The following is a 13,004-nucleotide window of genomic DNA, read 5'->3' as shown; positions in this document are numbered from 1 at the left end:
GCCCCGGAAAGGGCATGTGGGATTCTTTCCCGATGCCCGATCCGTACGCGATGCTCCTGGCCCCGTCCGCCAACCGTGTCTACGCCGACCAGGCCCCCCGGCTGGCCACGGCCGAACTGAAGGCGTTCACGAGCGTCCTCTCCACCCGGCCGGACGAGATCGGGACCACCGAGATCGGCGGCGTGCCGTATCTCACGTTCACCGCCGACGCCCTGACCGACGACGATGTCGCCCAGCTGTCCAACCTGTCCTCGGCGTACGCGCTCTTCCGGCGGGAGGGCGACCTGCTCCGGCCGCTCACCCTGGCGCCGCTGGCCCGCTACGACAGCGACCTGATCACCATCCCCAAGTACGCCGGCAAGACCAACGAGCAGTTCACCAAGCTGGTGCTCAACCTGACCATCCTGGCCTCCGCCTCGGCCGGCAAGATGTTGTCCGGCGGGCTGACCGTGCTCGACCCGGTCTGCGGCCGCGGCACCACCCTCAACCAGGCCCTGATGTACGGCCACCACGCGATCGGCGTCGAACTCGACGGCAAGGACGTGGACGCCTACAAGGCCTTCCTCCAGACGTGGCTGAAGCGCAAACGCCTGAAGCACACCGCCGACCTGCACCCGGTCCGCCGGCAGGGCCGCAAGAGCGCCCGCCGCCTCGAAATCACGCTGGCCGCCTCCAAGGACGACCACAAGGCCGGCGCCACCCAGCAGGTCACCGTGATTCACGCCGACACCACGCAGCTGGACGGCCTGCTGCGCGCCCGCTGTGCCGACGTGCTGGTGGCCGACCTGCCCTACGGCGTCACGCACGGCAGCTACGAGGAGGAGGGCGGCCTGTCCCGCCGCCCGCTCGACCTGCTCGAGCGGGCCGTGCCCCAGTGGGCCACGCTGCTGCGCCCGGGCGGCGCGATCGGGCTGTCCTGGAACCTCAAGGTGGCCAAGCGCGAACTGGCCGAGGACATCCTGATCGCCAACGGCCTGACCCCGGTCGAGCACGACGATGTCGCGCACCGGGTCGACCAGTCGATCGAGCGCGACATCCTGATCGCCCGCAAGTAGGAAGAACGGAAGCAGAAAACACGGAAGTGGAAAGAGAACGGCCCCGCACCGAACCGGTGCGGGGCCGTCCTCGTCAGCCGTGGATCAGCCTCGCGGCTTCTCCTGCATCTCGAAGGTCTCGATCACGTCGCCGACCTGCGGCGAACCGAACCCGCTGAGCGTCAGACCACACTCGAAGCCCTCACGGACCTCGGAAGCGTCGTCCTTGAACCGCTTGAGCGAGCTGACCGTGACGGTGCCCTCGGAGACGACAACCCCATCACGCAGGATGCGCGCCTTGGCGTTGCGCTTGAGCAGACCCGAACGGACCACACAACCCGCGATGAGGCCGATCTTGGACGAGCGGAACACCTCGCGGATCTCCGCGGTGCCCATCTCGACCTCTTCGTACTCGGGCTTGAGCATGCCCTTGAGGGCCGCCTCGATCTCCTCGATGGCCTGGTAGATGACGCTGTAGTAGCGGATCTCCACGCCGGCGCGGTCGGCCAGTTCCTTGACCTTGTTCGAGGCCCGGACGTTGAAGCCGATGATCGTGGCGGTCGCGTCCGAAGTCGCGCTCGCCAGGTTCACGTCGCTCTCGGTGATCGCACCGACACCGCGGTGGATGACCTTGAGCTGGACCTCGTCCGGAATATCGATCTTGAACAGCGCGTCCTCGAGGGCCTCGACGGAACCCGAGCTGTCGCCCTTGATGACCAGGGTGAGCGAGGTCTTCTCGCCCTCCTTGAGCTCGTTGACCAGGTCTTCGAGCGTGCGGCCACGACGCGAGTTGGCGAAGGTCGCCGCACGACGGCGGGCCTGCCTCTGCTCGGCGATCTGCCGCACCGTGCGGTCGTCCTCGGCCGCCAGGAACGTGTCACCCGCACCCGGCACCGAGGTCAGACCCAGGACCAGGACCGGACGAGCCGGCTCGGCCTCGGACACGGTGTTGCCGTTCTCGTCGAGCATGGCGCGGACGCGACCGTGCGCGCCGCCCGCCACGATCGAGTCGCCGGCCCGGAGCGTGCCCTTGTGCACCAGGACGGTGGCCACGGCGCCGCGACCCTTGTCCAGGTGCGACTCGACCACGACACCCTGCGCCGGCCCGTCGATCGGAGCGGTCAGCTCCAACGCCGCGTCGGCGGTCAGCAGGACGGCCTCGAGCAGTTCGTCGATGCCGATGCCGGGCTTGGCCGCGACGTTGACGAACATCGTCTCGCCGCCGTACTCCTCAGCGAGCAGGCCGTAGTCGGTCAGCTGCTGACGCACCTTGTCCGGGTTGGCGTCGGGCTTGTCGATCTTGTTGACCGCGACCACGATCGGCACCTCGGCGGCCTTGGCGTGGTTCAACGCCTCGACCGTCTGCGGCATCACGCCGTCGTCCGCCGCGACCACCAGGATCACGATGTCCGTCGCCTTGGCGCCACGAGCACGCATGGCGGTGAACGCCTCGTGACCCGGGGTGTCGAGGAAGGTGATGGCCCGCTCTTCGCCGTTGTGCTCGACCGCGACCTGGTAGGCGCCGATGTGCTGGGTGATGCCACCCGCCTCGCCGGCGACCACGTTGGTCTTGCGGATCGCGTCCAGCAGCTTCGTCTTACCGTGGTCGACGTGACCCATGACGGTCACCACCGGCGGCCGGGTGACCAGCCGGTCCTCGTCCACCGCGGCGTCGAGGTCGATGTTGAACTGCGCGAGCAGCGCGCGGTCCTCGTCCTCGGGGCTGACGATCACCACGGTGAAGCCCAGGTGCTCGCCGAGCAGGAGCAGCGTCTCGTCGGACACCGACTGCGTGGCGGTCACCATCTCGCCCAGGTTGAACATCTCCTGGACGAGCGAGCCCGGGTTCGCGTTGATCTTGTCGGCGAAGTCGGACAGCGACGCACCACGCGACAGCCGGATCTCCTGACCCTGGCCGCGCGGCGCGCCCGAGCTCATCGCCGGGGCGCTGAGGTTGTCGAACTCTTGACGCCGCTGCTTCTTGGACTTGCGGCCACGCGTCGGCCGGCCACCCGGACGCCCGAAGGCACCCGCGGCACCGCCGCCACGGCCACGACCGCCGCCACCCGGACGTCCGGGAGCGCCGCCACCCGCGGGGGCGCCGCCGCCACCGGGGCCGCCACGGTAGCCACCGCCACCGCCGCCACCGGGACCGCCACGGAAGCCGCCACCGGCGCCACCGCCACCGCCACCAGGGCCGCCACGGAAGCCGCCGCCGGCGCCACCGCCACCGGGACCGCCGCGGAAACCGCCGCCGCCGCCACCGGGACCGCCACGACCGCCACCGGGACCGCCGGGACGACCCGCGCCGGCGCCACCGGGACCGGCGGGCCGGGCCGGGCGCTGCGACGGCATGGACGAGGGGCTCGGCCGAGGCGGCATCGAGGCCGGGCTCGGACGAGGAGGCATGCCGGGGCCGGACTGACCGGGCCGGGGCATGGCGTTCGGGGACGGACGGGACGAACCGCCGCCGGAGACACCGAACGGGTTGTTACCGGGACTGCGCGGCGGCCGCGGAGCGTTGCCGCCCGGGCCGGGACGCGCGTTGCCGCCACCGGGGCCGGTGGGACGAGCCGCCGGGGAACCCGGACGCGGGGGAACCGCGCCGGGGCCGGGACGCGGACCGGGACCCGGACGGGAGGCACCGTCGGCCGGCGGCTGCTGCTGCCGGCGCTCGGTCTCCCGGGCCGTCCGTGCGGCCTGAGCCGCCTGGGCGGCCTTGACGGAGGCCTCCTGCTCGGCCTTCAGCGCCGAGGCGCGCGCCTCGGCGGCCGCCACCTCGATGTCGTGCGCGCTGGCCGGCTTGGCGACCGGACCGGGCGTCGGGCCGGGACGAGGCGCCGGCTTGGGCCGGACCATCGAACCGGGCGAGCCGGGTGTGGACGCCGGTGACAACGGGGCGTCGGGCTTGGTGCCCGCGTCCGGCGCGGTGGGACGACGCGGCGGCGCGGGCCGCGCGCTCGTCGGGGACTTGGGTGCGCTCGGAGCCGGAGCGGCGGGCGCCGAAGCGCTGCCGTTCGAGGTCTCCAGGGCGCCGCGAAGCCGTCGGGCCACCGGGGCCTCGACGGTGCTGGAAGCTGACTTGACGAACTCGCCCATCTCTTTGAGCTTGGCGAGAACGGTCTTGCTGTCGACCCCGAGCTCCTTCGCGAGCTCGTGTACGCGGGCCTTACCTGGCACTGCACTCCTCACTTCGAGGTCGTGCAGGCGGACCCGCAGCGACCTCACTCGTGCACTAGAAGCCTGTTCATTTCAGGGACTTCATCGTGTGCTCATGTCGGTCGTCCTACCTTGCTGGGTCGTGATGGGGCTCCGACGCCCCACCATCGGCGGCTCCGGAGGGTCGAAAGACCGCCCGGATGTGCTCGGCAAGCGGACCGGTGTCAGCAACACCGGTGAATCGCAACGCCCGCCCGAAGGCACGGCGCCGCTCCGCCAGCGCGAAGCAAGCCGGATCGGGATGCAGATGTGCTCCCCGTCCCGGCAGTCGGCGGTCCGGATCGGGCTCGAGCCGGAGATCATCCCCGGACCCTGCCACGACGAACCGCAACAACGCGAAGGCCGGAACGCGTGAACGACAGCCGACACAGGTTCGTGTCGGTCCGGCCTCTGGCAAGTCTACTCCCCCGCCTACCGCTGCGCGTATTCGGTCAGCTTCCGGCTTCGGCGGCATCGTGTTCCGAGACGCCGGCGGACTCGTTGTCCGGTTTGATGTCGATCCGCCAGCCGGTCAGCCGGGCGGCCAGCCTGGCGTTCTGACCCTCGCGGCCGATCGCCAGGGACAGCTGGAAGTCGGGGACGGTGACCCGGGCGGTGCGGGTGGCCAGGTCGACCACCTCGACCCGCAGGGCCTTGGCCGGCGACAGCGCGTTGCCGACGAACTGCGCCGGATCGTCCGACCAGTCGATGATGTCGATCTTCTCGCCGTGCAGTTCGCTCATCACGGCGCGGACCCGCTGGCCCATCGGGCCGATGCAGGCGCCCTTGGCGTTCACCCCGGGCACGGTGGACCGGACCGCGATCTTGGTGCGGTGACCTGCCTCACGGGCGATCGCGGCGATGTCCACGGTTCCGTCGGCGATCTCCGGCACCTCGAGCGCGAAAAGCTTCTTGACCAGCGCCGGGTGCGAGCGGGACAGGGTGATCTGCGGGCCGCGGAAGCCCTTCACCACGTGCACCACGATGCACCGGACGCGCGCGCCGTGCTGGTACGTCTCGCCGGGCACCTGCTCGGACTGCGGCAGCACCGCCTCGAGCTTGCCCAGGTCGACGATGATGATGCCCTTCTCGGCCCGGGCGGCGTCGGCCTGGACGATGCCGGTCACCAGGTCACCGTCGCGTCCGGCGTACTCGCCGAAGTGGGCCTCGTCGGTCGCCTCCCGCAACCGCTGGAGGATCACCTGCTTGGCGGTCATCGCCGCGATCCGGCCGAAGTCGTGCGGGGTGTCGTCCCACTCCCGGACGACCGTGCCCTCGTCGTCGGTCTCCTGGGCGAACACCAGGGCCGCGCCGTTCTTCCGGTCGATCTCCACCCGCGCGTGTGATTCCGCGCCCTCGGTGTGCCGGTAGGCCGTGAGCAGCGCGGTCTCGATCGCCGCGAGGATCGTGTCGAACGGGATCTCCCGCTCGCGCTCCAGGGCGCGCAGCGCCGCGAGGTCGATGTTCATTCCTCGCCCTCCTCATCCTCGTCGTCGACGTCCTCGAATTCGGCCTCGTCGATCCGCTTGAACTCGATCTGCACCTTGCCCGGGCCCAGATCGGCGAACGGGATCACACGGTCGTCCAGGGTGATCCCGGTGTCGTCGGCGGCGGTGATCCGGCCGGTCAGGCCGTTCACCGCGACCAGGCGGCCGACGTTGCGGCGCCAGTGCCGGGGCAGGGTCAGCGGCCGGTCGACACCGGGCGAGCCCACCTCGAGCTGGTATTCACCGGCCAGCACCTCGCCACCGGCCTCCTCGGCGGCATCCAGCGCCTGGGACATCGCCCGGGACACCAACGCCACGTCGTCCAGGCTGATTCCCCCGTCGGTGTCGACCAGGACGCGCAGCACGTGCCGCCGGCCGGCCCGGGAGAGATGGACGTCCTCCAGGTCGTACCCGGCGGCGGCGGCCACCGGCTCGATCACGGCGAGCACCCGGGACTTGGCCGCGGCCAGGTCGACGCGGGGCGCCACGGGACGGTCGTCCGGCGCGGTGTCACGGCCACGGTCGCCGCCGGGGCGACGATGACCCGGGCGAGAACCCGCACGACCACGCTGCGTCATCGATCTCCACCCCTTCCTGGCATCCGCCGGAAACACCGGCATGCCGCCGGGCCGAAAACCCCCGGCGGCTGCGCAGAGCGTAACGCTTCGCTCCCGGAGCCCCGCCAGCGCCGCTCCGAATCCCCGTCATGCGCTGGTCAACGACGGGGTCGATACAGGCCGTGGTGATGGTGTTGACTGTCCGCTGTGGGGATGTGGAACCGGCGGCGCGTGCTCGGCGCGACCGTGATCGGGGCGGTGGCCGTGACGGCGCCCGGCGGCTGCGGTCTCTTCGACAGTGATCCCGAGCCGATCCCCGAGCCCGACCCGCTCCAGCCGGTGCTGGACGAGGCGCGGGCGCTGGCCGCGGCCTACGACCGCCTGGCCGCCGCCCAGCCCGACCTGTCCGGCCGGATCACCCCGCTGGCCGAGGACCACCGCGCTCACGCGGCCGCGCTGGCCATCCTGATCGGGGCGGCCGGCCCCTCGGCCGGCGCGCCCGTCCCCAGCGCTCCCGCGCCGGCCGCGTTGTCCGGCCTGCGGGCCGCCGAGAGCGCCGCCATGAAGACCGCGAGCGCCTCGGCCCGCACCGCCCCCGCCGACCGGGCGGCGCTGATGGGGTCGATCGCCGCCTGCCGGGCCACCCACGTCGAGGCCCTCCGGTGAACGAGCAGCTCGCCGCCGCGCTGGCGGCCGAGGAAGCGGCGATCTACGCGTACGCGCTGATCGGGGTTCGCCTGAGCAAGGGCGAACAGACCCTGGCCCGGACCGCCGAGGCCGACCACCGCACGCGCCGTGACCAGCTGGTCAGCCGCCTCGACCAGCTCAAGGCGAGCCCGGCCCCGGCCCCCGCGGGCTACGACCTGCCGTTCCCGGTGACCGACCGGGCGTCCGCGCTCAAGCTGGCCATCCACATCGAGGACGGCGTGGCCCAGGCCTGGCGCGCGACCCTCGCGGTGACCAGCGCCGCCGACCGCGCGACGGCGCTGGGCGCGCTCACCGGCGCCGCGATCCAGGCGGTCAAGTGGCGCCGGGTGGCCGGGGTCGCCCCGCTGACCATGGCCTTCCCCGGTCGCCCGCAATAACGAGAACCACACGACGTAGCCGCGGGAACATGAATCCGTGACAATGTCCGGGTGAGCGAGATCGATGTCGCCGGCCCGCGCGGCTACCTGGCCGTCCGGCTGCGTGACGTGATCCAGGCGCGCTGGCCGGCCGAGGTCCGGGCGATCGGCGTGCATGGTTCACTGGCCCACGGCGACGACACCGACGGCAGCGACATCAACCTGGTCGTGGCCACCTATCGGCAGACCGGACCGCGGCCGGTGCTGCGCCGGGTGGACGGCGTCCTGGTCGACCTGACCGTGGTGAACGCCGACGAGGGCCTGCGCCGGGCGCGCGAGCTGACCCCGCGCTGGCCGCTGGAGGCCGACCGCTACCTCTCGGCGAAGTCGCTGTACGACCCGCACGGCTGGTTCGCCGAGCAGCGCGACGTGCACCTGGCCAAGCTGGCCGAGACCCGGCCGGGCGAGTTCTCGGCGCTGGCCCGGCGCAACTGGTGCGTGGCGTCGGCGGCGCACGCCCGGGCGGCCCGCCTGGCCGAGTGGTACGACACCGACGCCGCCCTGGTGCTGATGTCCGAGGCGCGCCTGCACGCCTCGATGGTGGCCGGGCTGCTCAGCCGCACGTACTTCCGGAACCGGGCCGACGCGGTACGGCGGACCGGCCTGGCCGGCGCCGACATGCAGGAGCTGGCGGCGGTGCTGAAGGCGCAGGCCGACGACCTGACGGCCCGCGGACGACCGGTGGACGGCCCGCTCACCAGCCTCTTCGAGTGACGGTCAGGGCAGGGTCAGGATCTCGTAGCCGTCCTCGGTGACCACCAGGGTGTGCTCGAACTGGGCCGTCCACGAGCCGTCCTTGGTGACCACGGTCCAGCCGTCGTCCCACATCCGGTACTGGTAGGTGCCCAGCGTGATCATCGGCTCGATGGTGAAGGTCATGCCCGGTTCCATCACCGTGTCGAGCTTCGGGTTGTCGTAGTGCGGGATGTAGAGGCCGCTGTGGAAGGTCTCGTGGATGCCGTGCCCGGTGAAGTCGCGGACCACGCCGTAGCCGAAGCGGCGGGCGTACGCCTCGATGACCCGGCCGATGGCGTTGATCGGGCGGCCGGGGGCGACCGCGCGGATGCCGCGCATCATCGCCTCGTGGGTGCGCTCGACCAGCAGCCGGGCCTCCTCGCCGACCTCGCCGACCAGGAACGTGGCGTCGGTGTCGCCGTGCACGCCGTTGATGTACGCGGTGACGTCGACGTTGATGATGTCGCCGTCGTCGAGCACCGTGCTGTCCGGGATGCCGTGGCAGATCACCTCGTTGATCGAGGTGCAGCAGGACTTCGGGAAGCCCTTGTAACCCAGCGTCGACGGGTAGGCGCCGTGATCGCAGAGGAACTCGTGCACCACCCGGTCGATCTCGTCGGTGGTGACGCCGGGCTTGCAGTGCTCGCCGGCCAGCTGGGTGGCCTGGGCCGCGAGCCGGCTCGCCAGACGCATCTTGTCGATCGTCTCGGGCGTCTGCACGTGCGATCCGCGCCACTCTTTCGGGCGGGCCTTCCCGACGTACTCCGGGCGGGTGATCTGCGCCGGCACCTGACGCCGGGCCGACTGCTTACCCGGCGTGAGCGGGGCTCGTACGGTCATGGCACCGAGTTTATCGCCGTGCCGGAGCCGCCCGGCGAAGCCTCGGGTGGCACAACCGGTTGTTGCCGCCCCTAGGCCCCTGTGTCATCGTGCTTTTCGTGGATCAAGACGGGATCGGCTCCTTCTCGGCCGTCGGTGCGGTGCACGACGACCGGGTCACCGTGACGGTGACCGGCGAGGTGGACATGTCGACCGCGGAAGCGATGTTCCGGGCGGCGACCCCGCAGGGCGTACGCGGAGCGACCCTCGACCTGACCGCGGTCACCTTCTTCGACTCGGCCGCGCTGCACGCCCTGATCCGCCTGAACGAGCGCTTCCCGGGCTCGCTGCACGTGATCCCGTCGGGCCAGGTCTACCGGGTGCTCGACATCAGCGGTCTGGCCGCTCAGCCATGGGTGGCACGTCCCGCGTGAGCGGCCGGCGCAACGTCACCGAGGTGCCCGACTCGGAGCGGGCCAGCGCCATCTCGGACAGTGCGCCGATCAGCGCCAGCCCCCGGCCGCGGAAGCCGGGCCCGGCGGACGGCCGCCAGGTCCCGGTGTCGCGGACGGTCACCGTCACCGCCTCGCGGTCCAGCGACGCCTCGATCGTGATGAACGGCTCGACCGGGTCGATCGGGTGCTCGATCGCGTTGGCCGCCGCCTCGGACACCGCCACGGTGAGGTCGAACACGTCGGCCTCGGGCACCTCGTGGGCGGTGAGGAAGTCGTCCAGCCGGCGGCGCAGCACGCTCAGCCGGGTCGGGTCGGCTGGCAGCCGCAGCACGAACTCGCGCGGCTCGGTGACCTGGAGCGCGAGCAGCGCGATGTCGTCCCGCCGGTTCTGCTGGGACGCCTTGGCCAGCAGCGCGTCGAGCAGGTCCTCGATGTGCTCGACGGGCTTGGCGACGTCGCTGGTCAGCTCGGCCAGCCCGGTGTCGATGCCCCGGCGGCGGTCCTCGACCAGCCCGTCGGTGTAGAGCAGCAGCCGCGTCCCGGCCTCCAGCTCCACCGTCCGGGTCGGATAGGTGATGTCGCTCAGCGCCCCGATCGGCGGGCCCATCGCCGAGGAGTAGAGGAAGGTGCCCTCCTCCTGGGAGAGGTCGAACAGCACCGGCGACGGATGGCCGGCCGACGAGTAGGTGAGCGTCCGGGTGCGCGGGTCGAAGCAGACGCACACCACGGTGGCGAACTGCCGCCGGCCCAGGTTGTCGACCAGCCGGTTGAGGCGGCTCAGGCTCTCACCACACCCGAAACCCTCCAGGATGTACGCCCGGAGCGCGTTGCGCAGCTGGCCCATCCCGGCGGCGGCCTGCACGCCCTTGCCCACCACGTCGCCGATGACCAGGAACAGTTTCTCGCCGGGGGCGCTGATCACGTCGTACCAGTCGCCGCCGACCTCGGCCTCGGTGCTGCCGGGCAGGTAGCGGACGGCCACGATGGCGCCGGGCATCCGCGGCAGGTAGGCCGGCAGCAGGCTGTGCTGCAGCGTGCTGGCGATCCGGTGCTCGGCCTCGTAGAGCCGGGCGTTCTCCAGCCGGAGGCCGATCAGCCGGGCGAGCTGGGTGATCACGCCCGAGTCGGGCACCCCGTCGGAGCCCTCCCAGACGCTCAGCTCGCCGTGTTCCACCCCGGCCGTGTCCAGCAGCGGCACCACGGACACCGGGGTCGCGTCGGGGGCGGCGCCACCGTCCACCTCGGCCCGGGCCCCGGCCGCGGTGACCACCACGCGGCCGGCCGAGGTCATTGCCCGCACGTGCCGGGCCGCGACGTCGAGCACCTCGGCCGTCGTGCGTACCGTGTTGACCGCCGCCGCCGCGTCGACCAGCCCGCGCAACCGGCTGATGATCTGCCGGCGCACCTGGCCCAGGCCGAGGTTGGCCCGCACCCGGGCGATCAGGTCGCGGGCCGAGAACGGCTTGACCAGGTAGTCGTCCGCGCCGACGGTGAGCCCCTCGACCGAGGCCTCCTCGCCGGCCCGGGCCGACAGCACCACGATCGGCACGTCCCGGGTCCGTTCGTCGGCGCGCAGCGCGCGGATCAGCCCGAAGCCGTCCAGCCGCGGCATCATCATGTCGGTCAGGACCAGGTCGACCGGCTCGCGCAGCGCGGTCTCCAGGGCGGCCCGCCCGTCGGCCACCGCGGTCACCCGGAAGTGCCCGCGCAGCAGCCGGGTGACGTGTTCGCGCAGGTCGGCGTTGTCGTCGGCGAGCAGGATCCGCCCGCCCGGCGCGCTCTCGGCCGGGGCCGGCTGTGGCTCGGCCGACCAGCTCTGGGTCTCGCCGAGGTAGAGCCGGGGGTCGACCTCGTCGGCGAGGTGGCGCGGGTCGGCGACCAGGCGGTCGGCCGGCAGGTGGGCGGTGCCGAACGGGACGCGGACGGTGAACCGGCTGCCGACCCCGACCTCGCTGGCCGCGCCCACCCTGCCGCCGTGCAGCTCGGCCAGCTCACGCACGAGCGCCAGCCCGATGCCGGTGCCCTCGTGGCTGCGCGACCAGGTGCTGGAGACGCGGTGGAACCGGTCGAACAGCAGCGACTGCTCCTCGGGCGGGACGCCGACGCCGGTGTCCTCGACGGTCAGCACCGCCTCGTCGCCGTCGGCCGTCAGGCGAACCGTGACGCCCCCCTCGCGGGTGAACTTGACCGCGTTGGAGAGCAGGTTGAAGACGATCTTCTCCCACATCTCGCGGTCGACGTGCACCGGCGCGGCCAGCGGCGGCGTCTCGACGGTCAGCCGCAGCCCGGCGCGCTCGGTGGCCGAACGGAACGTGCCGGCCAGCCGGGCGGTGTAGGTGGCCAGATCGGTCGGGCGGTAGGCCGCGCGGATCCGCCCGGACTCCAGCCGGGAGAAGTCGAGCACCGTGTTGACCAGCTTGAGCAGGCGCAACCCGTTGCGGTGCATGAGCCGCAGGCGGTCGGCGAGGTCGGGCTCGAGGCGTTCGCCGAGCAGGTCTTCCAGCGGGCCGAGGATCAGGGTCAGCGGGGTACGGAACTCGTGGCTGACATTGGCGAAGAAGTTGGTCTTCGCGGTGTCCAGCGCGGTCAGCTCGGCGGTCCGGCGGCGTTGCAGCTCGTAGGTCCGGTGGGCCGACACGGCCTGGGAGATCTGGGCGCCGGCCAGGTCGAGGAAGTCGCTGTAGTCGCGGTCCATGGACAGGTGCCGGCTGAGCCCGATGACCAGCACGCCGGCGTGGCCGGTGCCGACCCCGATCGGCACCACCAGCGAACTGTCCGTGGCGGCGTGCGGCGGCGGGTCGCACACCGCGCGGGTCGGCACCCGGTTAGGCCGGCCGGTCCGCAGCACCGCGGCCACGGTGGCCCGGTCGGCCGGGGTCATCCGGGTCAGCGGGGCCGGCGCCGCGCCGCTGGACCCGGCCAGGGTGAGCTCGCCGCCGGTCTCGGGGTCGTCCAGCCAGAGCGCCGCGAACGGGATGTCGCCCCGGTTCTCGCCCAGCACCTCGGCCACCCGCGCGCCCAGCCCGGCCTGGTCGACCTGGTCGGCCAGCCGGCGGCCGAGCGCGCTGAGGGTGCGGACCCGCCGCTCGCCGAGCACCCGGGACGTGGTGTCGGTGACGATGCAGTTGACCCCGGTGACCGTGCCGTCGGCGGCCCGGATCGGGTCGGACGAGATGTCGAAGTACGTCTCCTCGAGGAAGCCGTACCGATCGAGCAGGAACGGGTGGTCGCTCGCCCAGAAGGCCGCGTCGGAGCGCACCACCCCGTCGAACAGCCGCTGCAGCACCTCCCACGCCTCGGCCCACATCTCGCGGCCGGGCCGGCCCAGGTAGCCGGGGTGCTTCACGCCCATCGTGACGATGTAGGCGTCGTTGTAGAGCGCGCAGTACTCCGGCCCGTGGAAGATGACGATCTGGGCCCGGGAGGCGAGCATCGCCACCACCGCGGTCTGCAGTTCCTCGGGCCAGTCCTGCGGCGGGCCGAGCGGGGTGCTGGTCCAGTCGAGCTCGCGCATTCGGCGGCCCATCTCGCCGCCCCGCTCGAACGCCGTCCGCAGCCGCTGCGGCAGATGGTCGTCCGAGGTCACACCCACCTC

General features: G+C 72.2%; 11 protein-coding genes. 5 read left to right on the top strand and 6 right to left on the bottom strand.

The annotated features are described in order from the left end of the window. Positions 1-32 precede the first annotated feature (32 nt). Positions 33-1,055 carry an SAM-dependent methyltransferase gene (locus tag AB0O15_RS07880; RefSeq protein WP_364315495.1) on the top strand — a complete coding sequence of 341 codons (1,023 nt, stop codon included), beginning with the start codon at positions 33-35 and terminating at the stop codon, positions 1,053-1,055. Between the two features lie 84 nt (positions 1,056-1,139). Here AB0O15_RS07880 and infB read toward each other — a convergent pair whose 3' ends face one another. The 4 genes from infB to rimP form a co-directional block, all read right to left on the bottom strand. Next, positions 1,140-4,214 (bottom strand): translation initiation factor IF-2, encoded by a 3,075-nt coding sequence (infB, locus tag AB0O15_RS07875; protein WP_364315492.1) that lies wholly within the window; start codon positions 4,212-4,214, stop codon positions 1,140-1,142. 106 nt (positions 4,215-4,320) lie between these two features. Beyond that, positions 4,321-4,707, bottom strand: a complete 387-nt coding sequence (locus AB0O15_RS07870; RefSeq protein WP_364315489.1) for a YlxR family protein — start codon at positions 4,705-4,707, stop codon at positions 4,321-4,323. Continuing rightward, positions 4,685-5,701 carry a transcription termination factor NusA gene (gene nusA, locus AB0O15_RS07865; protein WP_364315487.1) on the bottom strand — a complete coding sequence of 339 codons (1,017 nt, stop codon included), beginning with the start codon at positions 5,699-5,701 and terminating at the stop codon, positions 4,685-4,687. The genes AB0O15_RS07870 and nusA overlap by 23 nt, the downstream gene beginning before the upstream one ends. After that, the gene (gene rimP / locus AB0O15_RS07860; protein ID WP_364315484.1) at positions 5,698-6,297 is read right to left on the bottom strand and encodes a ribosome maturation factor RimP; all 600 of its coding nucleotides are present in this window, start codon (positions 6,295-6,297) and stop codon (positions 5,698-5,700) included. The genes nusA and rimP overlap by 4 nt, the downstream gene beginning before the upstream one ends. Positions 6,298-6,540: 243 nt before the next feature. On the opposite strand from rimP, the gene AB0O15_RS07855 reads away from it, so the two are divergent. The 3 genes from AB0O15_RS07855 to AB0O15_RS07845 are packed head-to-tail and all read left to right on the top strand — an operon-like array spanning position 6,541 to position 8,114. Beyond that, positions 6,541-6,942 (top strand): hypothetical protein, encoded by a 402-nt coding sequence (locus AB0O15_RS07855; protein WP_364317127.1) that lies wholly within the window; start codon positions 6,541-6,543, stop codon positions 6,940-6,942. Then, entirely contained in the window at positions 6,939-7,361 is a 423-nt protein-coding gene (locus AB0O15_RS07850; protein ID WP_364315481.1) for a ferritin-like domain-containing protein, read from the top strand. The genes AB0O15_RS07855 and AB0O15_RS07850 overlap by 4 nt, the downstream gene beginning before the upstream one ends. Before the next feature lie 51 nt (positions 7,362-7,412). Beyond that, complete coding sequence (locus tag AB0O15_RS07845) at positions 7,413-8,114, top strand: nucleotidyltransferase domain-containing protein (RefSeq protein WP_364315478.1); 702 nt, start codon at positions 7,413-7,415, stop codon at positions 8,112-8,114. A 3-nt stretch (positions 8,115-8,117) separates the two neighbouring features. Here AB0O15_RS07845 and map read toward each other — a convergent pair whose 3' ends face one another. Then, entirely contained in the window at positions 8,118-8,975 is an 858-nt protein-coding gene (gene map, locus AB0O15_RS07840) for a type I methionyl aminopeptidase (RefSeq protein WP_364315475.1), read from the bottom strand. Positions 8,976-9,073: 98 nt separating this feature from the next. On the opposite strand from map, the gene AB0O15_RS07835 reads away from it, so the two are divergent. After that, complete coding sequence (locus tag AB0O15_RS07835) at positions 9,074-9,388, top strand: STAS domain-containing protein (protein ID WP_364315472.1); 315 nt, start codon at positions 9,074-9,076, stop codon at positions 9,386-9,388. Here the strand turns inward: AB0O15_RS07835 and AB0O15_RS07830 are convergent. Then, entirely contained in the window at positions 9,345-13,001 is a 3,657-nt protein-coding gene (locus AB0O15_RS07830) for a SpoIIE family protein phosphatase (protein ID WP_364315469.1), read from the bottom strand. The two genes, AB0O15_RS07835 and AB0O15_RS07830, sit on opposite strands and share 44 nt — an antisense overlap. Positions 13,002-13,004 lie beyond the last annotated feature (3 nt).

Origin of the sequence: Actinoplanes sp. NPDC089786, assembly GCF_040684855.1 — a bacterium.
GTDB lineage: Bacteria > Actinomycetota > Actinomycetes > Mycobacteriales > Micromonosporaceae > Actinoplanes.
The sequence above is the reverse complement of the archived record's forward strand: the minus strand, read 5'-3'. Positions and strand labels throughout refer to the sequence as shown.